General features: G+C 57.6%; 20 protein-coding genes. 4 read left to right on the top strand and 16 right to left on the bottom strand.

Annotation, left to right across the window (positions count from 1 at the left end; genetic code table 11):
- Nucleotides 1-75 precede the first annotated feature (75 nt).
- Nucleotides 76-453 (bottom strand): four helix bundle protein, encoded by a 378-nt coding sequence (locus H8B15_RS01505; RefSeq protein WP_187317883.1) that lies wholly within the window; start codon nucleotides 451-453, stop codon nucleotides 76-78.
- Nucleotides 454-616: 163 nt separating this feature from the next.
- Between H8B15_RS01505 and porX the strand changes: the two genes are divergently transcribed.
- Both porX and H8B15_RS01515 read left to right on the top strand, forming a co-directional pair.
- Nucleotides 617-2,182 carry a T9SS response regulator signal transducer PorX gene (gene porX, locus H8B15_RS01510; RefSeq protein ID WP_187317884.1) on the top strand — a complete coding sequence of 522 codons (1,566 nt, stop codon included), beginning with the start codon at nucleotides 617-619 and terminating at the stop codon, nucleotides 2,180-2,182.
- A gap of 156 nt (nucleotides 2,183-2,338) precedes the next feature.
- Nucleotides 2,339-3,481 (top strand): TlpA disulfide reductase family protein, encoded by a 1,143-nt coding sequence (locus H8B15_RS01515; protein WP_187317885.1) that lies wholly within the window; start codon nucleotides 2,339-2,341, stop codon nucleotides 3,479-3,481.
- A gap of 111 nt (nucleotides 3,482-3,592) precedes the next feature.
- Here H8B15_RS01515 and H8B15_RS01520 read toward each other — a convergent pair whose 3' ends face one another.
- The 6 genes from H8B15_RS01520 to H8B15_RS01545 all read right to left on the bottom strand — a co-directional run bounded on the left by H8B15_RS01520 (nucleotide 3,593) and on the right by H8B15_RS01545 (nucleotide 15,525).
- Nucleotides 3,593-5,086, bottom strand: coding sequence for a RagB/SusD family nutrient uptake outer membrane protein (locus tag H8B15_RS01520; RefSeq protein WP_187317886.1), 1,494 nt, complete (start codon nucleotides 5,084-5,086; stop codon nucleotides 3,593-3,595).
- A gap of 26 nt (nucleotides 5,087-5,112) precedes the next feature.
- The gene (locus tag H8B15_RS01525) at nucleotides 5,113-8,259 is read right to left on the bottom strand and encodes a SusC/RagA family TonB-linked outer membrane protein (RefSeq protein ID WP_187317887.1); all 3,147 of its coding nucleotides are present in this window, start codon (nucleotides 8,257-8,259) and stop codon (nucleotides 5,113-5,115) included.
- 860 nt (nucleotides 8,260-9,119) lie between these two features.
- Nucleotides 9,120-10,037, bottom strand: coding sequence for a bestrophin family protein (locus H8B15_RS01530; protein WP_187317888.1), 918 nt, complete (start codon nucleotides 10,035-10,037; stop codon nucleotides 9,120-9,122).
- Between the two features lie 79 nt (nucleotides 10,038-10,116).
- Nucleotides 10,117-12,513, bottom strand: coding sequence for a TonB-dependent receptor domain-containing protein (locus H8B15_RS01535; RefSeq protein ID WP_343069121.1), 2,397 nt, complete (start codon nucleotides 12,511-12,513; stop codon nucleotides 10,117-10,119).
- Nucleotides 12,514-12,905: 392 nt separating this feature from the next.
- A complete protein-coding gene (locus H8B15_RS01540) occupies nucleotides 12,906-14,213 on the bottom strand; it encodes a pyridoxal phosphate-dependent aminotransferase (protein WP_246455264.1) in 1,308 nt (435 codons plus the stop codon).
- 160 nt (nucleotides 14,214-14,373) lie between these two features.
- Nucleotides 14,374-15,525: a serine hydrolase domain-containing protein gene (locus tag H8B15_RS01545; RefSeq protein WP_187317890.1), complete on the bottom strand. Its 1,152-nt coding sequence runs from the start codon at nucleotides 15,523-15,525 to the stop codon at nucleotides 14,374-14,376.
- 115 nt (nucleotides 15,526-15,640) lie between these two features.
- Between H8B15_RS01545 and tsaE the strand changes: the two genes are divergently transcribed.
- A complete protein-coding gene (tsaE, locus tag H8B15_RS01550) occupies nucleotides 15,641-16,072 on the top strand; it encodes a tRNA (adenosine(37)-N6)-threonylcarbamoyltransferase complex ATPase subunit type 1 TsaE (RefSeq protein WP_187317891.1) in 432 nt (143 codons plus the stop codon).
- 96 nt (nucleotides 16,073-16,168) lie between these two features.
- Complete coding sequence (locus tag H8B15_RS01555; protein WP_187317892.1) at nucleotides 16,169-17,395, top strand: alanine dehydrogenase; 1,227 nt, start codon at nucleotides 16,169-16,171, stop codon at nucleotides 17,393-17,395.
- 18 nt (nucleotides 17,396-17,413) lie between these two features.
- On the opposite strand, the gene H8B15_RS01560 is transcribed toward H8B15_RS01555, so the two are convergent.
- The 9 genes from H8B15_RS01560 to H8B15_RS01600 form a co-directional block, all read right to left on the bottom strand.
- A complete protein-coding gene (locus H8B15_RS01560) occupies nucleotides 17,414-17,704 on the bottom strand; it encodes a circadian clock KaiB family protein (RefSeq protein WP_343069122.1) in 291 nt (96 codons plus the stop codon).
- An 8-nt stretch (nucleotides 17,705-17,712) separates the two neighbouring features.
- Nucleotides 17,713-19,581 carry a PAS domain-containing sensor histidine kinase gene (locus H8B15_RS01565; protein WP_187317893.1) on the bottom strand — a complete coding sequence of 623 codons (1,869 nt, stop codon included), beginning with the start codon at nucleotides 19,579-19,581 and terminating at the stop codon, nucleotides 17,713-17,715.
- 74 nt (nucleotides 19,582-19,655) lie between these two features.
- Complete coding sequence (locus tag H8B15_RS01570) at nucleotides 19,656-20,210, bottom strand: BLUF domain-containing protein (RefSeq protein WP_187317894.1); 555 nt, start codon at nucleotides 20,208-20,210, stop codon at nucleotides 19,656-19,658.
- A gap of 15 nt (nucleotides 20,211-20,225) precedes the next feature.
- Nucleotides 20,226-20,930 carry a VIT1/CCC1 transporter family protein gene (locus H8B15_RS01575; RefSeq protein WP_187317895.1) on the bottom strand — a complete coding sequence of 235 codons (705 nt, stop codon included), beginning with the start codon at nucleotides 20,928-20,930 and terminating at the stop codon, nucleotides 20,226-20,228.
- 65 nt (nucleotides 20,931-20,995) lie between these two features.
- Complete coding sequence (locus H8B15_RS01580; protein ID WP_187317896.1) at nucleotides 20,996-22,261, bottom strand: DUF3570 domain-containing protein; 1,266 nt, start codon at nucleotides 22,259-22,261, stop codon at nucleotides 20,996-20,998.
- A gap of 225 nt (nucleotides 22,262-22,486) precedes the next feature.
- Nucleotides 22,487-22,726 (bottom strand): DUF4266 domain-containing protein, encoded by a 240-nt coding sequence (locus H8B15_RS01585; protein ID WP_187317897.1) that lies wholly within the window; start codon nucleotides 22,724-22,726, stop codon nucleotides 22,487-22,489.
- A complete protein-coding gene (locus H8B15_RS01590) occupies nucleotides 22,723-23,799 on the bottom strand; it encodes an FAD:protein FMN transferase (protein ID WP_187317898.1) in 1,077 nt (358 codons plus the stop codon). Before H8B15_RS01590 ends, H8B15_RS01585 begins: the two co-directional genes overlap by 4 nt.
- A 5-nt stretch (nucleotides 23,800-23,804) precedes the next feature.
- Nucleotides 23,805-24,263 carry a thioredoxin family protein gene (locus H8B15_RS01595; protein WP_187317899.1) on the bottom strand — a complete coding sequence of 153 codons (459 nt, stop codon included), beginning with the start codon at nucleotides 24,261-24,263 and terminating at the stop codon, nucleotides 23,805-23,807.
- A gap of 189 nt (nucleotides 24,264-24,452) precedes the next feature.
- On the bottom strand, nucleotides 24,453-25,115 hold the full coding sequence (locus H8B15_RS01600; RefSeq protein ID WP_187317900.1) for a Dps family protein: 663 nt from the start codon (nucleotides 25,113-25,115) through the stop codon (nucleotides 24,453-24,455).
- Between the last annotated feature and the right edge of the window lie 144 nt (nucleotides 25,116-25,259).

Below are 25,259 nucleotides of genomic sequence, written 5' to 3' on the forward strand. Positions count from 1 at the left end.
GGTCTTGGGGTCTTGGATAGTAGACCGGTGGACCGAAGCGCCCGGAGGAAAGGTTGGCTTTACAGTGAATCGGACTTATACGGCCCGATTATCGGGTAGATTGGCTTTTACTTTTTGATAATACGCTGTGAGCATTCGGCGGAGTCGCTCCACATCAGCTAGCAATTGCTCGGCGGTTGCAGAAGGTAGATATTCTAATCCTTGTGCTAAAAGTAGTTGCGAAGCTAGCTCGCTGGCCGAACCCATAGCAATTGCAAGGAACCGTAACAGATCAGGAGACGATTGCCGTCCACAGCCTTCTGCAATATTATGTGGTACGGAGGCCGCCGACCGTCGCATCTGACTGGTTAGACCGAATAGCTCTTCTTTAGGGAAATTGCGCGTGATTCGATAAACAGATAACGTTAATTCCTGTCCTTCCTGCCAGATGCGCAGCTTATGGAAGTCAAACATAAAGCGTGTAAATAAGTAGTTATAGATATTACCTGGGCAAGATTGTATCCTATTCGCCCGTTTTGTGGTAAAGCTACTGGCTTTACGCTGCATTCATTGTTCAGAAGGATTGGGGTTATCCTGAAAACCAAGACCCCAAGACCCCAAGACCCCAAGACCCCTTATGCAATACTCCATCCTCTGGGCCGACGACGAAATCGACTTGCTCAAACCCCACATTCTCTTTCTCAAAGAAAAAGGCTACGACGTGACCGGTGTAAATTCCGGGGCCGATGCCATTGAGGAAATTCAGGAAAAAACCTACGATCTGGTGTTTCTGGACGAGAATATGCCCGGCCTCACCGGCCTCGAAACCCTCACCGAAATCAAAGCCGTGAAGCCCACGGTACCGGTGGTGATGATTACCAAGAGCGAGGAGGAGCATATTATGGAGGAGGCCATCGGCAGCAAAATTGCTGACTACCTCATCAAGCCCGTGAACCCCAACCAGATTCTGCTATCGGTGAAGAAGGTGCTGGACAACAAGCGCCTAGTGTCGGAGAAAACGAACAGCAGCTACCAGCGCGACTTCCGCCAGCTGGGCATGCAGCTCGGCGACCGGCTCTCGCCTGCCGAGTGGGCCGATGTGTACAAGAAGCTGGCCTACTGGGAGTTGGAAATCGACGAAACCGAAGGCAAGAGCATGGCCGACGTGTTCAACATGCAGAAGGACGAGGCCAATACCTATTTCGGGCGCTTTATCACGGAAAATTACGAGGACTGGGTGAACGGCGACGATGCGGACGCCCCGCTCATGTCGCACCAGTTGTTTAAGGAGCGCGTGTTTCCGCTGCTCAAGGAAACCGGCGACACGCCCGTGTACTTCGTGCTCATCGACAACCTGCGCTACGACCAGTGGAAGATCCTGGAGCCCATCATTGCCGAGTTGTTCACCGTGGATTCGGAGGAGATGTATTACTCCATCCTACCCACTACCACGGCCTACGCCCGCAACGCCATCTTCTCGGGCATGATGCCGGGCGAGATTCAGAAGAAATACCCCAACCTGTGGGTGAACGACGACGACGACGAGGGCAAGAACCTGCACGAGGCGGAGTTCATGGAAATCAACTTCCAGCGCGCCAACCAGAAGCACAAGCACAGCTATAACAAGGTAACCAACTTGCAGGCAGGTAAAGACTTGCTGAGCAAAATGAGTAACCTGCACAACAACTACAAGCTCAACGTCATCGTCTACAACTTCGTGGACATGCTTTCCCACGCCCGCACCGACATGGCCATGATTCGGGAGCTGGCCGCCGATGAGTCGGCGTACCGCAGCATCACCCGCTCGTGGTTCCTGCACTCGCCGCTGTACGAGATGCTGCAAACTATTTCTGAGAAGAAGGGCAAGCTCATCATCACCACCGACCACGGCACCATCCGCGTGAAGCGTCCCTACAAGATTGTGGGCGACCGAAACACGAACACCAACCTGCGCTACAAGCACGGCAAAAACCTGGGCTTCGACGACTCGCGCGACGTGTACGTGGTGCGCAAGCCCGAGCGCATCTTCCTACCCCGCGAAAACGTGAGCACCGCCTACGTCTTCACGGTGGGCGACTACTTCTTCGCCTATCCCAACAACTACAACTACTACGTGAACTACTACAAGGACACGTTCCAGCACGGCGGCATCTCGCTGGAGGAATGTATTATCCCCTACATCACCCTCACAGCGAAAGGGTAGGGAAAGTTTGCACTAACGCGTAGCGCCGCGTCGGCACCGACAGTAAGATTCTGTTGGTGCTGACGCGGCGCTTTTTATTATATGCTGCATAATATATTGTATAGTTAATTTTCAGCGTTCAGTATTCTACTAATCAACTTACTACCCTATTAACTCATGAGAAATTCGTTCGTGAAAATTAGCCTACTCGCTTGCTTGTGTGCTTGCGCGAAAAAAAAACCTGCTGACGAAATTATAGTCGAGGGAAATTTAAAGAACATGCCGGATGGTAAAGTCTATTTAGCCGATGCCTATCGCTATGAAATATTGCTTGATTCAGCGGAGTGCAAGGATGGACATTTCCTCTTCAAACTGAAACCGGATTCCTCCTTCACGCCTAGTATGGTATCTATTCATTATACCAACAATATACCATTTGACTCCACAGACAGGGAGCAATATTACAAACGGCTAGGGTATAGAATGCTAGCGTTTTATAACTACACAAAAGGCGCAGATAGCTTAAAATATTATAACACATCCTTTTTCTTAGGAAAAGGGCACACAACACTAGAGGGTGATCTGCAGGGTGATAAAATAAGAGTATTCGGTAGTAAGGAAACTGGCCTTATGTACAGTCTGAATAGAGCAGATTTTGGTTGGTTAGGTAATAGCGAAGGAGAAAAACGGGCAGCTAGAATTAATTTTTTTACAAATACAGTTAAGAAAAACCCCTACTCGTACTACCTTATAAAAGAAATATATAACGCGAAAGAACAGTACTCTGAGCAGGAGCTACGAGAGATTCTGGCGCTGTTCGATCCAGAGGTGCAGGTATCCGCTGCCGGTACTAAGGTCAAAAACTATTTAGCGAACAGAGTTGATCCGGATAAGCCCTTACCTAATATGCTCCTCACAGGGCCTGACAAGCAGCAGGGTGGGATGATGGACAACGGTGCGAAGGTGAATATGCTCGTGTTTTGGGCTAGCTGGTGTGGGCCGTGCCGGAAGGAGATACCCCAGCTGAAAGAGCTGTATGCCGAATACAAAGACCGGGGCGTGAATCTGGTTAGCGTGTCCATCGATGAACAACCGGAAAGCTGGCAGAAGGCGTTAGGGCAGGAGCAGATGGGATGGCCGCAGCTCATTGTTGATAAAGAGCAGATTGAGTTGGTGCAGCAAAAATTCAACTTTAGCGCTATTCCGCTGGTTATCCTAGCCGACAGCAGGGGTAAGGAAATACGAAGGTTTGTAGGGTACGCGAAGAACAATCCGCAGTTATACCGGGCCGCGCTAAATGATAAGGTAGGCGCTAAGTAAGCCACACAACGAAAAAGGCCGTTGCACGAGTAGTGCAACGGCCTTTTTCTTCTCAAGCCAAGGGGCTAGACCTATTGTCTGGAATCTACTATCAACAAGATGGTGGGCACGCTACAATGGGTTTTGCACAATAGCTTTGTTTACGTTGATTTCGGCCTGCGGAATGAGGAATTGCCACTCCTTGGCGCCGGGGGCCACCTTAAAGTTGTTGCCCGTGATGGCCCAGGCCCACTGCGGGATGTGGTTGGCGCCGGTGCGGTCCAGGGGGCTGTTGGTGCGCTTCAGGTCCAGGAAGCGGAAGCCTTCACCCCACAGCTCTATCCGGCGCTGGATGAGGATTTCGTCGACCAGGGCCTGGCCCGTGCTGGTGGATTTCACGTACTGCGGGTTGCGGGCGGTCAGCAGCGTGGCCAGGTGGGTAGCAGCGGCGGCCGACATGCCCTGCCGGGCCTCGGCTTCGGCCTGAATCAGGTAGAGCTCCGCCAGGCGCATGTGCGGTACGTCGCCGATGCTCAGGCTGGTGTTGGCTACCAGAAATTTCTTCTGCCCGTACTTGGCTTTCACGCCGTTGGGCGGGGCCGGAATGCTGGCGCCAGTGGAGTCCCACATAGACTTGCGAATATCAGTGGGCCGAATTTTGGCATACAGCACTGAGTTGATCTTCTTCGGGTTTTGCCGGATAGCCGTGGAGCTGAAGTTGGCCGACATGTAGGCGAAGAAGGAGTAGAAGTAGTTGGTCTGATCGGCCTGCACCTGGCTACCCCAGAGCCACTCCGGGTTGTCGATGCTATTGAAGCCGCTGGTGTACTGCGTGCGGCTCATGAGGGTAGCGCCGCTCTGCGCAATAGCTTCCTGCGCCGACGTAGCGGCCAAGGCCCAGTTTTGCTGCGTGAGGGCTACCCGCGCCTTGATGCCTTTGGCCACGGCCACGTTGAAGTGCGACTTGGCCGGGCGGGCGCCCACACCGGTCAGCAGCTTGATGCCCTCGTCCAGGTCCTCGTTGATTTGCTTGTACACCGCTTCCACGGTGGCGCGGGGCTGGCCTTCGGTGGTGGCCGTCACCATCAGGGGCACGCCCAGCTGGTCGTTGCTTTTGCCGGCTTCGTAGCGCTGGCCAAACGCCTGCACCAGCTGGAAGTGGCACCACGCCCGGTATACCAGCGCCTCGCCAATGACCATATTTTTCTCGGCCACAGGGCCGGTGGCATTGTCCAGGCCGTTGATGAGCACGTTGGCGTTGGCAATGATGCGGTAGTAGAAATAGTACCAGGCGTGGTTGTAGGACGAGCCCGAGGTGGCATTACGGTGCGAAATCCAGTTGTGCTCCGTGGCCCACCAGCTGGTGCCCAGAGTCTGCACCCAGTCTTCACCTAGGGCATCCATCATAATCATCATGGAACCCTGCCCGCCCTGGTTCTGCTGGCTATTGAACTGGGAGTACAACAGGCGGTGGATGCCGTTGAGGGCCGCCATGGCATTTTCGGTGTTGGCCAGCACGTTTCCGGCCGTTACGGCATCGGTAGGCGCGGTTTCCAGGTAGTCCTTATCGCAGGAAGAAAAAACCAGGGCGGAGGCTAGAAAAACGCCGTATATCGTCTTTTTCATGACAAAGCAGTTCTGTTACTCTTATACTATAAGGAGAGATTCATACCCAGCGACAGCACGCGGGCGGGCACGTACACGGCCGAGGTGGTGCCGGAGAAGGTCTGGGCCACGTTCATGCCCTTACGCTTGGTGATGAGGGCCAGGTTTTCGCCGGTGGCGAAGATGTTCACGTTGCGCAGTTTCAACCGGGTCATAAGCGGGGCGGGCAGGTTATAGCTTAGACTCACCGACCGGAAGTTCAGGTAGGAGGCATCAATCAGCCAACGGTCGGAAGTACCGGATTGCAGGTTCACCGTGTTGCCGGCCTGCAAGCGGGGCACGTTGGTGATGTCGCCGGGATTCTGCCAGCGGCCGAGCATGTCCTCGTGCATGGCTTCACCGTAGGAGCCGTGGTTCATGAGGTTGGCGTATTGGCTGTCGTAGAACTTGCCGCCCACGGAGTAGGTCAGCAGAGCCGAGAGCGTGAAGCCGCGGTAGCTGAAGGTGTTGGTGATGCCACCCGCGAACTTAGGAATAGCCGAACCAGCGTAGTGGTAGCGCGCGTTGTTGGCCAGCGAGGTTACGGTATCGGTGCCGATAACCTTGCTGTTGGTCTCGTTGTAGGCGTTGGCGCGGTACAGGGCGTCGCCGTTTTCGGGGTCTACGCCATAGTACTCGCGCAGCCAGAACTCCTGGAGGCTGTGGCCTACCTTCAGCTTCTTGGTACCCGATACCAGCTCGGTGAAGGGCAGGTTAGTGATTTCGTTTTTGTAGGTGGTCCAGTTCACATCCAGGTTCCAGGTGAAGGCCTTGGTCTTGATGATGTCGCCGGCCAAGCGAATCTCTACCCCCCGGTTGTACATCGAGCCGATGTTTTCGATGCGGTTGGCTACCCCGCTGGATAGCGGCAGCGGCACCTCAAACAACAGGTCTTTAGACGTCCGGTTGAAGTATTCTACCGTACCCGTGAGGCGGTTGCGGAACAGGAAAAACTCCACGCCCACATCGAAGCTGTTGTTCTTTTCCCACACTAGGCCCTGGTTGCCCAGAGTGGACTGCGAAAAGCCCGGCTCGGCGGCGTTGTTGCGGCCCAGCGTATACAGCGCCTGCCAGGCATAGTACAGCGTCCCATCTGAGTTGCTCAGGTTCTCGTTGCCTACCTGCCCGTAGGAGGAGCGCAGCTTGAGCATGTCCACCCAGGTAGGCATGGTGAACAACGTTTCCTTGTCGAGGCGCCAGGAGCCGCCCACCGACCAGAAGCTACCCCAGCGCACGTCTTTGTAGAAGCGCGAGGAGCCGTCGCGCCGGTACGAACCCGACACGGTGTAGCGGTCATCAAACGTGTAGTTGGCTCGCCCAAAATACGATTCAATGCGGTGGTCCTGGTGGTAGGTGTTGAAGTTGTTGGTGGTGCCGAAGTTCTGAAGCTCCGTGTTGTCGGCAATGATTTCGCCCGATTTGGTACCGTTCAGGTCATCGAAGCTGCGGTTGTAGTTCTCGTGGCCCAGCAGCACCTCCACGTTGTGCACGCCGGCCAGCGTTTTGTTGTAGTTCAGCAGCTGGTTGGCCGTGTAGCTGGTCAGGTTGTAGAGGCGGCGGCCGGCCCTACCCGCCGGGGCGCCGTCGCCCACAATGCTGTTGTCGTAGGTCTGCTCCTCGTAGTTGGTGATGTCGATGGCGAAGTTACCCGTGAATTTGAAGTCTTTCAGGAAGGTGATTTCGCCGTAGGTACGGCCGCCCAGCACGTTGCGGCGGTAGAGGTTGTTGTTGTACTCCGTTTCGGCCACAATGTGGCGGCCGGGGTACACGGGGCGCGTCATGGTCGGCGAGGAGCCGCCCAGGTCATACACCCGGTTGCCTTGGGCATCCAGCACGTAGGCGCCCGTGGCGGGGTCATGCTGGTACACGGGGTAGATGGGGCCGATGCCGCGGCTGAAGAAGAACGGATTTACGAAGCCCGTAGAGCTACCCGTGTTGGCCTGGTTGGAGTTGCTGAGCGTATAGTTCATGTTTACGCCGGCTTTCAGCCACTTGGTCAGCTCCGAGTTGACGTTCATACGGCCAGAGAAACGCTCGAAGTCCGATTTAATTAGGTAGCCCTTGTCGTTGAGGTAGCCCAGCGACACGTAGTAGTTGCTTTTACCGGAGCCGCCGTTGAAGCTGGCGGTGTAGTCGGAGCGGGAACCGTTGCGGGTCAGGGCTTTTTCCCAGTCTAGGTCGTCGCCCCACAGCAGCTGCGCGTTGGGGTTCAGCGTGCCATCGGTGCCCACAATCTGGTTATCGGGCACATTGAAAGGATTGTAGCCCAGCAAGCTTTTGATGTTGTTGGTGGCGCGCTGGTTGGCCTGCTCGCGGGTAGTGGTGGCATTCACCAGGCTATTGCGGTAGGCCTCCCACATCAGAGGGTAGTACTGCTGGGCGCTCACGCGGCTGTACTCGGGTACCGCCCGCGACGACACACCCTGCAACGCCCGCACGTTTACCTGCACTTGGTCTTTCTTGCCCCGCTTGGTGGTCACCATCACTACCCCGTTGGTGGCCCGCGAGCCGTAGAGCGCCGTGGAGGCGGCATCTTTCAGGATAGAAATGCTCTCGATGTCTTCCGGGTTCAGGTTCGACAGGCCAGCCGTGTAGGGCACGCCGTCCACCACGTACAGCGGGTCGTTGGAGTAATTCACCGAGCTGAAGCCACGAATGCGAATGTCGGGGCCAGCGCCGGGCTGACCGGAGCCGCCCGATACCTGCACGCCGGCGGCCTGACCGGCCACGGCGTTGGTGATGTTGGTAACCGGACGCTGCGAGAGTTTTTCGGCCCCAATCTGAGTGACAGAGCCGGTATAGGTGGCAGGATCGGCGGTACCATAGGCCACTACCACCACTTCATTTAGGTTCTGGGTATCGCTGGCAAGGGCTACATTCAGCGCGGATTGATTGCCAACGGACACCTCTTTGTTGATATATCCGATGAAAGAAAAGACTAGTGTTGCCTCTCCGGCCGGAACACTGATGCTGTAGTTGCCGGTGGCATCCGTAGGAGCCGCTATGGATGTTCCTTTGAGACGAACAGTTACTCCTGGCAATCCTTCGCCAGAGGTAAGATCCGTTACTCGACCTGTTATCGCTCTGTTCTGAGCCCACGCTTGAGTGAGCAGCGCCAGCATCAGAAGGAGGCTGAGAAGTAAGGGTTTCTTCATGCAAAATTAGGGTTAATAGATTGGGAAAAAGAGTTTTACTGTTTTATTTGAATTTAAGTCGAGTCTCCTTTCGCAGCCACTGGCAGCGTTGGATCTCAAGGAGATTTATGATTGAATGCATACGAGTTGCCTACTCACCACCTGCGCAAAATGGTGCGGGTTCAGTCAGTACACGATAGTGTGCCACCTTCTAAGAAAAGAGGTGCCATAGTAGCGCATTTATACCAGGAGGTATAGAGGGCAGAACAGGGCCTTGCGCGTTTAGCGAGAACAATGAAATTTCGCTGATGCCCCTGAAATCTTACATACGCCCCTGCTACTATCAGCCGCTTAAGAAGAAAAACACCCTTATAAATAGAGGGTGAATTCTCTGTTTACTACTACATATTCAATTAGCATGCTTTCAATGGATGCAGCTAATTAAAGGCAAAATTCCAAAATATGCTGCATGATAGAACTACTTTTTCATAAAAAATTCATCTAGCTGAAGGGATGCTAACTTGTAGATATTGACTACGGATACTTGAAAACTGCTTATACTGCTTACTATAGACGATTTTGCCATTGCTATAGTACAACCACAAGAGATATGGTCAATTGTGAAGAGAATGTTATGTACGAAAATTATCGTAGTGCTATTGATACCTCATATTGACACGTAGTATAAAGTTGAATGTATAATATGTAAATATTCGAATATATTATAAAAATGTTATTAGTTATATCAGTAGAGTTGATTCAGATCGGTCGTGATAGATGGTATTTTTCACGAAGAAGCCCCACAGCTACGCAATGACTCATTGAGAGTAACAACGCGTAGCCGTGGGGCCTGCTTATGTGGAAGAACTGTGAGCGAAAACTTACATCAGATAAAATGACCCCGATACCATTGGTGCCGGAATGTCCCCTTCATTCTCTTCCAACAGCTGCCGCAAATTAATTTCGATTGTGCGAGCCACGGCGGTCATGGGTGTGTCGGTGGGTTTGTCATTGAAGGGGTCTTGCAGATAACGGGCGGTGCGCTCCAGCAATAGGAAAGCCACGGCAATGGTCATGAGCACGGGTATTTCCCATAGGCCAATTGTTTCCACTAAGCCCAATGATAGCGTAACCAGAAATAAGTAGATCAGTAGGTAGATTAGTTGGCGGTAACTAGCCGGGAATACCGTGTTTTTGATGCGCTCTGCGCCGCCCATTGCCTCGGTGTAGCGCACAATGGTGTTGTCAATCTGCACTTGCTGGAAGGCGTTGATGACCTCCTGCTGGTACAATTCTTTCGTGTGCGCCGTGTGTAGCGCCAAAATGCCTACCGGCTTGTTGCTGTGCTTACCCAGGTAAGCCAAATCCTGCTCCGAGAGAAACTTATCGAGGCCCGCCAGAGCGTCCTGGCCGCGTAGAGACTGGCCCAGGCTATAGCACCACGCCATCTGGCGGTAGGCAAAGGCGTGCAGGGGCAGGCCAAGGGTAGGGCTGCGCAACAGGTCGTCAGGCACAAAGTGCAGGATTTGTAGCACTAGCATCCGCGAGTCGTTTACGATAGCGCCCCACAGCTTGCGTGCCTCCCACCACCGGTCGTACGACTGGTTGAGGTTGAAGGCCAGCAGCAGCGAAATCAGGCTGCCCAGGATGGTAGGCAGCTGCAAAGGAATTTCGGGGAGGTAATCGCCCAGAAAATACTTCAATAGTTGAAATGAAAGGGAAATGACCAGCACCCGAATAATATCGGGCCACATGCGCGTGAGAATGTAGCCGACGGGCAGTTTGGTGTCGAGAAGCATACAGGAGGGGAAAAAACAAGTTGAGTTTCCCTTCTTAGACGCAACGCGGCGCAGGTAGTTGTTGCCCTATCGTACGTCGTTACAATCCTCCCGTCCGGCGTAGTTCTTCATCGGCTCCCACAGTGCGTTTGCGCGCAGCCTCCACCTTGCTACCTCCAAAGCGGTAGGTGAAGGCCAGAGTAGCTATCCGGCTGTCGAAGCGGTTGTAGAAAGTCTCCCGGAAATTGTCGTAGGTGGCGGTAGAGCGGATGGGTGTGGTGTAAAAGATGTCCGACACGTTCAGACGGAGCGTGGCTTGCTTGTCCCACAACGACTTCTGTATGCCCGCTGTTACTTGTCCGCGGCGGCGCACCACCTCAAAAGCGGCCACTTCCCGCGACTGGTACAGCCCCGTAACATCAGCCGACCAGCCATGTCCGAAGCTAAAGCTCTGGTTGGTGTTGAAGGTGAATGCCGGGCGGCCTCTGTCTAAGTTGGTACCAGCCAGGCTGCCCAGGTAGCGGCCGTAGAACAACACCAGGTTGTTGTACATCGTCCAGTTTTTGGTAACTTCCACCGGTGCCGTGAGCGTGAGCGTGACGAAGTGCAGCGTGCCCAGGTTAGCAAACTGATTCACTACCGTGCGCCCACCTTCGGGAGCAGGCTGCACTACGTTTTGGATAAGGTTGTTGGTGCGGGCGTAGCCAAAAGTACTGGTGTATTTCTGCCGAAATGTGTGCGTTAGCTCCAGATTGTAGCTGGTCTGGGGCCGCAACGCCGGGTTGCCCGACTGGTAGGAGGTGGCATCAAAGTATACCCGCAGTGGATTGAGCTGCCCGTAGCTGGGCCGGTCGAGGCGGCGGCTGAGCGACAGAGCCAGCGCGTGCTGCTCCGAGAGTGTGTGCTTCACCGATACGTTCGGGAACAGCTGCAAGTAGTGCCGCTCATAGCGCTCATTGCCCACCGATTGCCGGCTCAACGTGTTCGTTTGTTCGGCCCGCAACCCCAGTTGGGTGGTGGTAGCGGCCGTGGCGCGTTGCAGGCTGAAATAAGCCGCATTTACGTTTTCGTTGTAGCGGAAGCGGTTGGTCTTGTTGGTATCCAGGGTGGTTTGTCCCTCCACTGTATTCGTAAATACGGCGTCGTTATCGGAGTTGATAAAGGTGAGTTTCGCGCCAGTTTCCAGGCGGATGCGGTGGGGCAGGAGGCGGCTGTAGTCTGCCTTAGCCGACTGAATGATGACGTGGTTCTGCTGGTCGCCGCGCAGTAGGTTGGCTGGAGCGTTGGGTAGCTCATACACGGTTGTCAGGGCCAGCAGGCGGTCAGTAGCGTAGCGGGCCACGTCCAGGTCGACGGTCAGCTCCGGGGCGTTGGTGGAGTCGGCAAATATGTGGCGCAGGTTGAGGTTGCCAGCCAGGTTGGGGCGTTGTACCGTCTGGTCGGTGGTAGAGGCGTAGCGCTCCTTTGCGAAACCGCCGCCCACTCCCGTATTGGTAATGAACGTTTGGTTGTTGCTGAAGCTGGGCGTCTCACTCACCACGCCACTCACGCTCACACCTAGCAACGTGCGTTTAGAGAGTGTATAGTCCAAGCCCGTCTTCCAGCTATGCGACTGCAGGTGACTGGTATTGTGGTTGAACTGCTCGCTACTACCAGGCTGCATATTATTACCATAATACTGCCGGTAGAAATCCAGATCCAGAAAATTGCGGCGGTCGGCGTAGGTGTAACTGCCAAATGCGTTTAGGTTTTTGCGACGGTGGTTCAGAGTAAGGCCGGTGGTAAACTTGCCATAGCGCCCGCGCCCGTAGCTTAGGTTGGCAGTACCATTGGTGCCCAAGCGCTGATCCTTTTTCAGGTGAATAGCAATGACGCCGGCGCCGCCCTGGGCGTCGTATTTGGCGGGCGGGTTGGTGAGCAGCTCGATGCTGGCGAGCTGCTCGGCGGGTAGGGCGCGCAGGTAATCACCCAACTCCTTGCCGTTCATCGGGACGCGTTTGCCGTCGATGAGTACCAGCAGGCCCTGCCGACCGCGTAGCGCCAGGTTGTCGGCGGCGTCTACGGTCACGCCGGGGGCGCGGCCCAGCACGTCCAGCGAGGTGGCGCCGGCGCTCAGCGTGCTACCCTCCACGTTCACAATGGTGCGGTCGGCCTCGCGTTCGTACAAGGGGCGGCGGGCTTCCACCTTCACCTCGCGCAGGGTAGCGGCGGCACTGGCCTGCAGCACCAGTGGGCTCAGCGTCTGGGAGTTACCCGTGGCAGCCACGGGCACGCTCCAAACCCGAGTGTACCCCACCAGCGCCGCCGATATAAGGTACTGCCCCGTCGGCGCTGCGGGCAGGGCAAAGCGTCCTTGCGCATCACAGAATTCTGTTTTAACCGCCACTGAGTCGGCAGCGCGATGCAGCGTGACGGTGGCATATTCCAGCGGCTGTCCGGCAGCATCGCGCACGGTGCCGGAGAGAATAGGGGGAGTCTGAGCGCGTAGTTGCGGCACGGTTGTCACGCATCCTACTGCAACTAGGCTTGTAAGGAAACGTTTTGTCAATAGCCGCGCAACGTAATGACGCATGAAAGAAAAGATGTTCGGGTAGTAAGATAAAACACGGATATTGCAATAAGTAGGTAGGGCGGAGGGCAGTGCAACACGGCTCATGGAAGAAGGCAAATCAGCAGATGCTGACCAACTCTTATATGAACCTAATTGCAAGAATATGCTATTAAAAAGTAAAATCATACAATTAGCGCATGATTTTTATTAATAGAAGCATAATTTACCTCTATAATACAGCAGATTCACACCAAAACGAAATCGGCCCGATGTGGAGCCGGTTATTGCTGCAACAATAGCCGGCTCCACATCGGGCCGAAGCAACAACAGAAGTACCTCTATTGCAGTGCATCCAGGGCTGCCTGCAACCGGGGCAGCGCCGCCTCAATCGACTCCAACGACGCCCCGCCCACCGACATACGGAACCACGGTGCGGTATCGCTGGTCCCAAATGCGCTGAACGGCACCAGCGCCAACCGCGCCTCGCTAATAAGGTAGGACGTTAGCTCTTTGGTAGTGGTGAGCTGCTGCCCGGCCGGTGTGGTTTTACCCAGCACATCGAGCTTGGCCGTGAGGTAGATGGCGCCCATCGGCACAATGGCATCCACGGGGTAGCCCTGCGCTTTCAGGTTCTGCAAGCCGTCGTACAACGTTGTTAGGCTTTGTTGGAGCTTGGTTTTGAACGTGGGAATGAATGCATCGACAGCTGCGTCGTTGGCGAGGTAGGCAGCAGTAGCCATCTGCTCGGCTTTGGGGGCCCAGGCACCCACGTGGCCCAGAATGGCCTTCATCTTATCAATCACTACGGCCGGCCCAAATGCGTAGCCTACACGTACGCCGGTAGCGGCCAAGCACTTCGAGATACCATCAATGTAGATGGTGTAATCGCGCAGCTCGGGACGCAGGCTCACGGGGTCGAAGTGCTGGGCGTCGCCGAAGGTCAGCATCCAGTAAATTTGGTCGTAGAGCAGGTAGAGAGGCTTCTCGCCGGGCTGGCGACGCTGGTTTTCGGCCACTACCAAGTCGCAGATTTCCAGCAGCCCTTGGCGGGTGAACATGGTGCCCGTGGGGTTCAGCGGGGAGCACAGCGCCAGCAGGGTAGCGCCCGGCAGGTGTGGGGCCAGCTCGGCGGCCGTGGGCATAAAGTTGTTTTCGGGCAGGGTTTCCACCATCACGGCTTCGGCACCGGAGAGGTGGCAGTAGTGGTTGTTGTTCCAGGAAGGAGTAGGGAATACTACTTTGTCGCCGGGGTCTACCAGGGCCAGGTAAGTGGCGTAGATAAGCGGCCGCGAGCCGCCAGCCACCAGCAAGTCGTTGGGCGAGTAAGCGAGGCTCAGGCGCTGACGCAGGAAGTCGGCGGCGGCGGTGCGCAAGTCCAGGGTGCCGTTGGCGGGCGGGTAGTTGGTGTGCCCGGCCGCATAGGCAGCCGTAATATTGTCGCGCAGCTGCTCCGGAATCGGGAAGATGCTGGGCGTGAAGTCGCCAATGGTGAGGTTGCAAATCTGCTCCCCCTTGCGAATCATATCGTTTACTTCGTTGCCGATTTTGATGATTTCGGAGCCGATGAGGCTGCCAGCCATGCGAGAAACTTGCATTTGCAGGTCGTTGAGGGTGATAGGGTAACTGCCCGCTAAGGTACGATGCAAGTAGTTGTGAGTTAACTGGAATATCTGAACCAAGCCTGTCATCCTAACGAAGGAAGGACCTTATCACGTGCGAACGACAAGTATGCTACGACTCGTTCACACGTGATAAGGTCCTTCCTTCGTTAGGATGACAAATAAACTCAAATCAGAAACCGTCAACTCACTCCTCCACCGCCGCCAGCACCCGCTTAATCAGCTCATCAGGGTTTCCATTGTGCCAGCGCCACACAATCACCATATCGTGCTCAGGGTCAATCCAGATGGTGTTGGAGCCTGCACCCAGGGCCGCGAAGCTCGTGGCCGGGGCGTGGGGCCAGGCTTTTTGCTCAGTGTTCAGCCACCAGAGGTAGCCGTAGTCGGGGCCAATGGGGCCGCGGGTGGTGGCCTGCCGCACCCAGTCGCGCGACACGATCTGGCGGGTGCCCCATTGGCCCTGGCGCAGCAGCAGGTAACCGAACCTGGCCTCGTCGCGGGCGCTGATCCAGAGGCCCGCACCCCAGCGCGTGCCGCCACTCACCGAGGGTAGGGGCCGGCCGTTAATCATCGCCATTGAGTTGAAGTAGGGCAGATACTGCCAGGTTTCCGAGGCACCGATGGGGGCCATGATCTGCTCCTTCACCACCTGGGGTAGGGGCTTTTGCCAGAGCGTGAGCAGGGAAAGCGAGAAGCGGTTGATGCGCACGTCGTTGTACTCCCAATAGGTACCGGGCGCTTGCAGCGTGCGGGGCTTCCGCTCGCCCTTGCCAAAGGCCTCGTGCCCGACAAAATCGGCGTTTTTGCCCCACAGCTCGCCTTCCCACTCGCTGGTCTGGCGGGCGTGCTGCTCCCAGGTGATGGGCTGGTTGTGCGCCGAAGCGTAGCCGCCATCGGTCACGTACTGCGCCACCGGGTCGTGGATGTCCTTGATCATGCCTCTATCCAAAGTGATGCCCAGCACCGTGGAGAGCATACTCTTGGCCACGCTGTAGGTAGGGTCGGGGCGCTGGGTATCGCCCCACTCGGCCACGATGTAGCCGTGGCGCAGAATCAGGCCGTTGGTGGCGGCGCGGCCGGGCGGCAACGGCCCCAGTGGCGTCCCAAAGATTTCGGCTTGGTTGCTGAAATCGGGGGCAATCTGGGTAGTTTCCTGGCTTTTGGCGAAGTCAACAGCCTCCGCGAGTCGGGTGGCGTTCAGGCCTACTTGCTCGGGCTGGCGGGTTTTCCAGGCGTTGCCCCGGCCGGGGTAGTAGGTGTGGGTGGTGGTGCTGGTGGGTAGGTGCGAGCAGGCCAGCACGGGTAGCAGCAGCAGGAGCAGGGCATAGGGTTTGCGCATCAGTAGGTGTGGTGTGGAGGAGGTAGAAAGCTACAACAAACTAATCGTCAATGAATTCTTTCGGCATTCCTACTCCGGCAAAACTTTCGGAACTTGCACCGCTTTACTTCATGCTATGGCGCAAGATCTAACCGTTGCTATTCCCTCGTTGGCGGCTCTACCCGAAGCCGCTGCTGCATTGCGTGCTCATCTGGGTACCGCTACCGTGCTGTGTTTTGAGGGGGAAATGGGGGCAGGTAAAACCACATTTATTAAGGCATTATGCGAAAGCATGGGCGTGCCAGCGGACGAAATCAGCTCGCCTACCTTCTCGCTGGTCAATGAATACCGCGACGCGCAAAACCGCCCCATCTACCACTTCGATTTCTATCGCCTCAACGACCCGCAGGAAGCTGCACAGATGGGTGCACAGGAATACTTTGATTCGGGTTATCTTTGCCTGATAGAATGGCCCAGCCGCATAGCTGACCTGCTGCCGCCGGATCATCTTCTCCTTACCCTCACCGTTACCGGACCCTCCTCCCGAGAATTAAAAATTAGGAATTAAAAAATCAAAGCAGCCTACTACCATTTAAAAGAATGAGTACGGACGGGCAGCAAGCGAATTTTTAACTCTTAATTCTTGATTTTTAATTGAAAACAAATGCCCGAAGCCGTTCCCCCCGGATTTGAGTCGTTGGCTGCGAGCCGCGCCTACTTCACGCAGGAATCGATGCTGGCCATCGAAACCCGCCGCCGCAAGCTGTTTATTGGGCTGCCGAAGGAATCGTCGTTGCAGGAAAACCGCATTTGCCTCACGCCCGAGGCGGTGAAGCACCTGGTAGAGGGCGGCCACGAGGTAGTAATTGAGAGCGGTGCCGGCGAGCCTAGCAAGTACTCCGACCACGACTACTCCGAAGCGGGCGGCACCATTGCTTACTCGCCCAAGGAAGTCTACGAGGCCGATATCGTGCTGAAAGTAGCACCGCCTACCCTGGAGGAAGTGGAGCTGATGCGCCATGGCCAGACACTGATTTCGGCCCTGCAATTCGGCTCATTAACAGCGGAATACATCACGGCGCTGCTGCGCAAGAAAATCAACGCCATCAGCTTCGAGCTGATCAAAGACCCCTCGGGGGCGCGGCCGGTGGTGCGGGCCATGTCCGAAATAGCAGGCTCCACCGTGATGCTGGTGGCGGCCGAGTATCTGGCCCGCTCCAACGAGGGCAAGGGCGTGATTCTGGGCGGTATCACGGGCGTGCCGCCGTCGCAGGTGGTGATTTTGGGCGCTGGCACGGTGGCTGAGTACGCCGCCCGCGCCGCTACGGGTTTGGGTGCCGAGGTGAAAGTGTTTGACAACCATCTCTATAAGCTGCGCCGCCTGAAAGAAAACCTGGGCACGCAGCTCTACACCAGCACCCTCGATACGTTTGCTCTCAGCCAGCAAATCCGCCGGGCCGATGTGGTGATTGGCGCCCTTAATGCCGAAGATGGCCGCGTGCCGTTTATGGTGCCCGAGAGCATGATTGCCACGATGGCGCCCGGCTCGGTGGTGATTGATGTGAGCATTGACCAGGGCGGCTGTTTCGAAACCTCGGAGGTGACCACGCACAACAAGCCGGTGTTCCGCAAGTACGATGTAATTCACTACTGCGTACCCAATATTGCTTCGCGGGTGCCGCGGACGGCTACCAATGCACTGAGCAATATTTTTACGCCTATCATGCAGGAAATCAGTCAGAACGGCGGTATCAATGAAGTACTGTTCACCAACGAGCATTTTCGTTCGGGTGTGTACATCTACCGGGGCTCCCTCACGAATGCTACCATTGCCAAACGCTTTAATATGCGCTACAAGGAGCTAGGGTTGTTAATAGCGGTGCGTAACTAGCAGCTACTTGATTGGTAGCTAAGTTATACCCAAAGCTTTAAGCACACGTTCCTGGTCTGATAGGTCGCCTACTAGGCGGCGTACTAGGCCGGGGCTTTTTTTGAGCAGCATTGGCACACCAATAAGGCCTGCCTGCTGCGCTTGCTCGGGATGCTGCTGCACATCAATCACCTCCAGCGTATACTGGCCAGCCAGGTGGCGGGCTGCTATCTGCTGAATGTTGGCCAGCGCCCGCGCCGACTTTGGCGAGTCGCCTGCCACAAATAGGTACAGCTCATACATGGGCGCGGGGGTAGGAAACGGCGCCACACAGAAAGTCAGGCTTCTTCAAACCAGTGCAAAGTAAAGGTGGTGCCTTCGCCAATAGAGCTAGATACCTCCAGATGGCCGCCGCGAGAAGCAAGAATGCGTTGCACCAGATATAGTCCTACCCCAGACCCGCCCACTTGCGGATGCTGCCGAACGAATGGCTGGAACGCGGTAGTCGGAGTCTTAGGAATAGTCAGTCCCAAGCCGTTGTCCTGCACCATCAGCACCGGTTGCTTATTAGCAGACAGGTAGCTACGCAGCGTAATGACCGGCGGGCGCTCGGGGTGCGCAAACTTGAGCGCGTTGCTAAGCAGGTTGTGCAGAATCGAGCGTAGGTTGGCCCGGCCATAGAGTAGAGTAGGGGCATCGGCTACCTCCACCTGAACAGTGGCATCGGAGGCCTGAATCTGCGCGCGCAAACCCAGCAGCACTTCATCGGCAATATGGCGCAAGTCTAGTTGCTCCACCGGCGCCGAGAGGCCCCGCTGGTCCTGCACGGTGGCTGCCAGTTCCTGCAAGGTGCTGTCGAGCTGGCGCAACGAGTCGTCTACCATCGAGAGGAGTTGTTCCTCCTCGGGGTCGTCGAAGGTGGCACTACGGCGCAGCTCCTCAAACAAGCCGCGCAGGTTAAATAGTGGCTGCTTGAGGTCGTGGGAGGCGGTGTAGACGAAGGTGTCCAGGTCGCGGTTGGTGCGGGCCAGCTCGTCGTACTGCACTTGCAGCACCTCGCGGAGGCGGTGCTGGTCGTCTACGTCGGTGCAGGCGCCAAACCAGCGCGGGCCGCGCTCATCGGCCAATTGCCGCGCCCGGATGATGTGCCACCGATATTGCCCGTCGTGCCGACGCATCCGAAACAAGCCTTCAAACGGCTCGCCCATGGCCACGCTTTTCACCCACTGGCGGGCCGCTTCAGCCTGCTTGCGCGGTTCCAGCAGGTTCACCCAGCCGGTAGGGCCCAGTTCTTCTTTGGTCAGGCCCGAGTACTCGCCGGTGTAGTGGTTGTAGTAATCAATGAAGCCCTCAGCCGTGGCTGTCCAGATCAGCTCTGGAATGCTGTCGGCCAGGAAGCGCAGCTCGGCCTCACCTCGGCGCAGGGCATCGGACAGCTCGCGTTGGTCGTGCACCTCCGTGAGGGCGCCGTGCCAGAACACGGGCCGGTCGGGGGCGTGCAGCTCAGGTAGGGCGCGACTCAGCATCCAGCGGTACTGGCCGTCGTGGCGACGCAGGCGGTACTCGTAGCTCCAGCCGGTGCCGGCCTTGCGGGCGGCATCGCCCTGGTAGAGCACCCGCAGTCGGTCGTCGGGGTGGATGAGCAGGGGCCAGATGGCATTCAGATCGGCCGTGGGGGGCTGGCCGGTGAAGTAGTACCACTGCGGACTCACGTATTCATACAAACCCTCGGCGTCGAGCGAAAACGTGATTTGAGGCACGGTTTCCGTCAGCACGCGCAGGCGGGCATCGAGGCGGCGGGTTTCCATGGCCAGCGTGTGGGCCCGCTGCCGGGCCTCCTCTTGCTGCGTCACATCCACGGCAAACAGCACCAGGCCGGTAATCTCTTGTGCATCATCGCGCACGGGCTCCAGCACCAGATCGTAGCAGCGCGATACGGACTCCTTCCCATCTTGGGGGGGTAGGGGTAGGGAGCAGGCCTTGGCTACGTACGGAATACCCGTGTGGTATACCTGTTGGAGTACATCCACCAAATCAGAGGGAAGTACGCCGGGATGATCGGCCACACACTGGCCTTCTGCCACATCAGTGCCCAGCAACTCCTGCATCGCTTTGTTTAAATACCCATATCGCAGGTCGGGACCCTGTAAGGTAGCAACGCCGGCGGGCAAGTGATGCAGAAGGGCGTGAAGGTGTTGTTCACGCATAAAAAGGACAGGGTAGAGTGGCGGAAAGCAGAAAAGGTATATCGAATAAGCAGAATAGAGCCGTAAAGGTTCAGCTATGCGGAAGTAGGCCCAGGAAGCGATGGGAAAGCTGGCTCGGTAGACGGCCCAAAAACGGCCAGGCGAACCAACTCGATTAGCATGGCATCGGCAATGGTGAGCGTATCGGGTGGGGCGGGCACCCGGTCGGGCATCAGAAAGCCCTGTAGCTGCGAGAATCCGACACTCTCCAGCGGATGAAAGGCCATGTGCCACTCCGGAAAGCTCCGCACATCAATCGGTTTATCTATCAGCTTTTGCACGTGCGAATGGCGCCCATCGCGCTTGATGCGCTCGAAAAGGGCTTCCGTTATTTCTGGCTCACCCTCAAAGAGTTGGGCAATGTTGCCGTGGCTGTAAAAAAGAATGCCCGTGATGTGGTTTTTGCTATTATCACGGCGGCATTGCTCCAGGAGTTCGTGCAAATCCTGGTCGGTGAGCGGACGCACGGCCCGGCTGATGTACACGATGTGGTTCAGGTTCATGTGCCTACAACGGTTGAGCTTGAAGCTGAGTTGCGCGGTACTAGGCGCATTCAGCAACTGTTGCAAGGTAGGAAGCTTTCTGTTCAAAGGCGTTACGAGGCATCAGCTGCCGCTAAACTGCCGCGCTACCAGAAAGGCTGCCGCGGCGGCCAACGCCCCGGTACCCGCCATTTTGAAGGCGCCCCATACGGGCGGCTGACCCGTAAGCCGGCTTTTGAAATAGCCAAACAGCAACAGGCAAACTAGCGTCAGCCCCGCCGACCACAACAGGCCCAGGGCGGGAGTAGGAGTCACAAAGTAGGCGCTCAAGGGTATCAGCCCGCCCACGGCGTAGGCCAGGCTGATGGTAAAGGCGCTTTTGGGGGCCTGCTGCGGGTCGGGTTTTTCGAGGCCCAGCTCGTACTTCATCATGAAATCAACCCATAGCGTAGGGTTGGCGGTCAGCTCGCGCACGGCTGCTGCGCGGGTAGGGGCTGAGAGGCCCATGGCGGCCAGCAGCTCGTCTACCTCAGCCCGCTCCACGTCGGGTACTTCCTGCACTTCGCGCTGCTCGCGGGCGCGCTCGGCGGCGTAGTGCTCTATTTCGGTGCGGCCAGCTAGGTAGCCACCCAGGCCCATAGCAATGGAACCGGCCACAATTTCGGCCAGGCCAGCCGTAATAATCAGGCTGGACGACTGCACGGCCCCACTGAGGCCGGCCGCCAGCGCAAAGGGCACCGTCAGGCCATCGGAAAGGCCAATCACGACGTCTTGCAGAATAGCGGAGCTGGTCAGGTGCTGCTCGGGATGCGGCGTGGTAGTAGGCATTGGGTAGAGGAAAAAGGGAGTCAGAATGTTCCAAGTGCTTACCGCCTCTAACCAACAGCTACCATCTACGGCATCGTAAACGACAAATCGGCGCTGATGATGTTGGCCGTGAGGCCGGTGGTCTGGCGGTAGTAGGCGTAGCGCAGGTCCAGGGCCTTGAACTTGGTAACGCCGCGCCCAAACGGCGTTTTGAACCGCCCGATACCGTACACCGGCGAGTAGCGCAGCCCCAGCCCTACCTTGTTGGCCGAGAAATCGGCCAGGTCGTAGTCGGAGGTGTAGTAGGTGTCGGTGATGGAGTGCGCGAGGTAGGGCGCGAAGTACTTAGCGGCCGTTTGGGTGTGGAAGCGGTAAAACGGGTACAGCACGAAGAACGGCGTCAGCTTCACCGGGGTTTCCACTTCCAGCGTGTGGGCCGTAATGCCGAAATTGTCGTTGTAGAAGCGGTAGAAGCCACGCACCTGCACCAGGTCGGTGGCGTAGTAGGTCAGGCGCAGGCCCACAGGGTATTTGTAGCGTTGGCGGGGTAGCAGCTCGGTGCGGGCCGTGCCCAGGGCGCCGCCCGTTTCGCGGAAGTACACCCGATGAAACGGCGTGCTGAGCAGGCCGCGCTGGGCTACCAGCTCGGTGCTGACGGCCAGTTGCAGGCGCCGCGTGAGCACCTGGGAATACACAATATTGAGGTTGTAGCTCTGGCGCGAGTCGAAGCCCGAGCCGTGCTCCTGGCCCCCGCCCACGCGTAGCTCAGCGGGCCGGATGAGGGTAGCCCGGTCGAAGAAGGCCTGCGCCGCCACGCTCAACTCACGGTTGCCGTTGCGCGAGCTGTGCGCCCACGAGCCGGTAATGTTCACCGAGCGGTAGTCGTACTCCTTGGACGCGCCCCCGCCAAAGCCAACGATAGTCCGCTTGTCCGCCAACTGGCGCGAGTAGCCCAGGTCGAGGTGGTAGCGGGCATCGTGCGACGAGGGCGAGGACAGCACCTGGTCGATGCGGTCGGTGGATGCCGAAGCGTAGTAATCTACCCCCAGGTTGGCCGACACGCGCGTGGCCGAGTCCAGCGGCACGTTCAGGATGATAGTGGGTGTGAGGTCGGTGAGCTTCTGCGTGCCGATGCCGCCCTGCACGGCGCCGTGGTTGCCATCCTGCTCGTAGTAGCTCATCAGAATGTTCACCTCCGTTTCGCCGTGGTTGCTGGGGTTAGGCGGGCTGGGGGCCGGGCTGGGCGCCCCGTAGCCATCTACCCGGTTGGGGGTAGGGGTAGCCTGCGCCCACAGCAGGGTAGGAAGCAAGGTCAGCGAAACAACCGTCAGCGACACGTAAAAAACACGCATTCTTTGTTTATGAATTATGAAGTATGACACCGCTCGCACTCGCTCGGCTGTGCCGAGTGAGGTCTACGCTCCAGCAGCTCTGCTGCGCGCGTCTGCCCGGCGTATGGTTTGTGCAAGCGGCGCGGCCGGATTCGGGGCAGAGCCCCTCAAGCATAGTCCTCACTCGGCGCAGCCGAGCGAGTGCAGTAACTGCGGCGCTTCAAACAGCTTAAATGATACGCCTCTTTAATTACACCCGCAGCCGCCGCCTACCTTGCCGCCGTTGGCGCCGCCGGCGCCCTCGCGGTAGCTCTCGAAGTTGGTTTCGTAGACCTCCACGCGCTTGTTGGCGAGCTTCATGTCCTCGTCGTTGAGGTACATTTTCTGGTAGGCCGCCACCGATACGCAACTGCTCAGGCCACTGCTGAGTAGGAGAGCAGCCAGTGCCAGGCGAAGCGGGGTGGTATAAGAGGCAAGTGCTTTCATGGGCGGGCGGCGGTAGGCGCCGATGGCTGAGTGGAGTAATAATTGGTTTGCAGGCGCTTGGACGTGAGCGTGCGGCCGTCGTTGGTAATCAGGGCGCAGTCCACGTTTTGCAAGCGGTTGATAAAGGCCAGGCCGGCCTCAGGGCCTTTCACGAACACTACCTCATCCAGCCCGTCGGCCAGCTCTACATCGGGGCAAATGATGGTGACCGAGCGCAGGCCCGTGGCCGGGTAGCCCGTATGTGGGTCGATGATGTGGCCGTAGTAGCGCCCGCCCACCGTGAAATACTGCTCGTAGTTGCCGGCCGTTACTACGGCCACGTCCGTCACCGTGAGCCACGACGACACCGACTGCGGGAAGGCCGGGTCGCCGATGGCAATGCGCCACAGCGAGCCATCGGCCTGCTTGCCCCAGCACGACACGTCGCCGGAACCGTTGATGAGGCCACCTTGGATGCCCATTTGCCGCATCAGGGCCTGGGCGCGGCGCACACCGTAGCCTTGCAGAATGCCGGCTAGGTTCAGGCGCATGCCCTTGTCTTGCAGCATCACGGAATGTTGGGCCGGGTCGAGGAGGACCTTGCGGTAGTTGATGCGGCGCACGGAGGCGCGCACCGTGGCCGAGTCGGGTAGGGCGGCGTGCTCCTGCCGGTCGAACTTGTAGATTTTCTCGCCCCCGGCAAAGGTGATGTCAAAGGCGCCGTCGCTGAGGGCCGAGAGCTTGAGCGTGCGCGCAATCAGGTCGTACACCTCCTGGGCTACCACCACCGGGTGCAGGCCGGCGGCGCGGTTGATCTGCGTGATCTGCGAAGTGGAGTCCCAGTAGGAGCAAAGCCGGTCGATGCGCTGCGCCTCCCGAATGCCCGCCCGCACGGCCCGCCACGCCAGCGAGTCATCCGACGAAACGGCGGTGAACGTGAAGTGCGAGCCCATGAGGTGGGCCGAGCGGGTGAAGTTGCGCGAGGTAGGCGCGGGCGCTTGAGCCACGGCGGCACGGCCGGCCAGCAAGCACAGCAGCACAGCCAGCAGCCGAAATACGTTGGGTAGGGCGCAGGGGCGGGAGGCGAGGCGCACGCGGCTTAGTGTTGGGCCAGAAGTTGGGAGAGGTAGGCATCGTAGGCGGCGGGGCCACCGGCGCGGTAGCCGGTTTTGGCCAGCACCTTGCCTTCGGGCGAGAGCAGCACTACCAACGGAAACGCGCCCTCCTGGTTGAGCCGCGCGGCGGCCTGCTCGTTGAGCTGCGTTTGGGCGGCCGGCAGCTTGTTTTTGCGGCTCCTCGGAAAGTCGAAGCGAGCCAGCACCAGCTTGTCCTGGGCGTAGCGCGTGAATTCCGGCTGATCAAACACTTCCTGCTTCAGCATAATGCAGGGCTTGCACCAGTCGGAGCCCGAAAAAACGACCAACACGGGCTTGTTGGCCGCTTTGGCTTGTTGCAGCGCGGCCGAAAGGTCGGAGTGCCAGGCGAGGGGGGTAGGGGCCTGAGCCGCGGCGGCCCAAGTGGTCAGAAACAGCAGCAGGGAGAGAACAAGCGTACGCATGGTCAGGAAACGTGAGGCGAAAATGCGAGAGAGTAAGGATACGATATTTGAACGCACAACATTCTATAAATAGACCCGGGCGCACCATTCTTAAGTTGATTTTAAGAATTGCGCGCCCGGGTCTATTTATAGAACGGTGTAGAGACGTAACGATGCGTCTCTACGCCGTTCTATTGGCAGAATAGCCCCTTACTGCATCATCACCCGGAACTTCCACACGTGCTTATCAAGCGTATAGCTCAGCTCCTGCAACAGGTTGGAGGTGGTTTCGTCTACTTTGCCCAGGTGCTCGATGCGCTGACGGACGCGCTTGGCCACAGTGTTGAGGCGTTCCGTCATGAGGATCAGCACCTGCTGGTCGGAGAGGTAGCCGCTGGGGTAGCCGTCGAGGTTGGCGGTGGCGGCTACCACGCCGGTGCGGCCGTCGATGGGGTGGCCCACTTCCAGCACGCGCTCGGCCAAAATATCAGTGTATTTCAGGTAGGCGTCGGCATTTTCCTGCAATTGCTCGTGCAGGGAAAGGTAGAGCGGACCGCGCAGATTCCAGTGGCTTTGCTTGGAATCATGGTACAGCTCCAGTAGCTCCACCACGGTGGCCTCCAGGTCGTCGGTAATGGGTTGACGCTTGTCGGCTTCGGCCGGAATCAGAGCGTCGGCGGCGGGGTTGCGGTAGTCGAGCTTGCCGTTGGTGGCGCCAGGCGGGGTAGGGGTGGTGTTGGGCGCGGTGGCGTTGTTGTTGGTGGTGGGTAGGGGCGTGGTGTTCTGCGCGTTGGAGCGGCGCTGGGCCTCGGCGTGCGGGGCGGCTAGTAGCGTAAGCAGGGCGGCCGCAGTGGCCAGTAGGTAGTTCTTCATGAGAAAGAGAAGGGTAGGAGAATAGGACAGGGAACCGCCCGCCGGCTGGCGTAGCGCGCTGCCCGGCGGGTAGTCCTGTAACGGGAGTAAATCTTAGGATTCACTTAAAAAGCCGTTAAGAATTGCTTAAGAAGCGCCTTCTGC

Source organism: Hymenobacter citatus, from assembly GCF_014333615.1.
GTDB lineage: Bacteria > Bacteroidota > Bacteroidia > Cytophagales > Hymenobacteraceae > Hymenobacter > Hymenobacter citatus.

What these genes read in the sequence shown, in the direction of transcription:
- H8B15_RS01530 (WP_187317888.1), bottom strand. Translation starts at nt 10,037, where the DNA reads ATGCTTCTCGACACCAAACTGCCCGTCGGCTACATTCTCACGCGCATG.
- H8B15_RS01580 (WP_187317896.1), bottom strand. Translation starts at nt 22,261, where the DNA reads ATGCGTGTTTTTTACGTGTCGCTGACGGTTGTTTCGCTGACCTTGCTT.
- H8B15_RS01505 (WP_187317883.1), bottom strand. Translation starts at nt 453, where the DNA reads ATGTTTGACTTCCATAAGCTGCGCATCTGGCAGGAAGGACAGGAATTA.
- H8B15_RS01600 (WP_187317900.1), bottom strand. Translation starts at nt 25,115, where the DNA reads ATGAAGAACTACCTACTGGCCACTGCGGCCGCCCTGCTTACGCTACTA.
- H8B15_RS01575 (WP_187317895.1), bottom strand. Translation starts at nt 20,930, where the DNA reads ATGCCTACTACCACGCCGCATCCCGAGCAGCACCTGACCAGCTCCGCT.
- H8B15_RS01520 (WP_187317886.1), bottom strand. Translation starts at nt 5,086, where the DNA reads ATGAAAAAGACGATATACGGCGTTTTTCTAGCCTCCGCCCTGGTTTTT.
- H8B15_RS01565 (WP_187317893.1), bottom strand. Translation starts at nt 19,581, where the DNA reads ATGCGTGAACAACACCTTCACGCCCTTCTGCATCACTTGCCCGCCGGC.
- H8B15_RS01525 (WP_187317887.1), bottom strand. Translation starts at nt 8,259, where the DNA reads ATGAAGAAACCCTTACTTCTCAGCCTCCTTCTGATGCTGGCGCTGCTC.
- H8B15_RS01585 (WP_187317897.1), bottom strand. Translation starts at nt 22,726, where the DNA reads ATGAAAGCACTTGCCTCTTATACCACCCCGCTTCGCCTGGCACTGGCT.
- H8B15_RS01595 (WP_187317899.1), bottom strand. Translation starts at nt 24,263, where the DNA reads ATGCGTACGCTTGTTCTCTCCCTGCTGCTGTTTCTGACCACTTGGGCC.
- H8B15_RS01555 (WP_187317892.1), top strand. Translation starts at nt 16,169, where the DNA reads ATGCCCGAAGCCGTTCCCCCCGGATTTGAGTCGTTGGCTGCGAGCCGC.
- tsaE (WP_187317891.1), top strand. Translation starts at nt 15,641, where the DNA reads ATGGCGCAAGATCTAACCGTTGCTATTCCCTCGTTGGCGGCTCTACCC.
- H8B15_RS01515 (WP_187317885.1), top strand. Translation starts at nt 2,339, where the DNA reads ATGAGAAATTCGTTCGTGAAAATTAGCCTACTCGCTTGCTTGTGTGCT.
- porX (WP_187317884.1), top strand. Translation starts at nt 617, where the DNA reads ATGCAATACTCCATCCTCTGGGCCGACGACGAAATCGACTTGCTCAAA.
- H8B15_RS01545 (WP_187317890.1), bottom strand. Translation starts at nt 15,525, where the DNA reads ATGCGCAAACCCTATGCCCTGCTCCTGCTGCTGCTACCCGTGCTGGCC.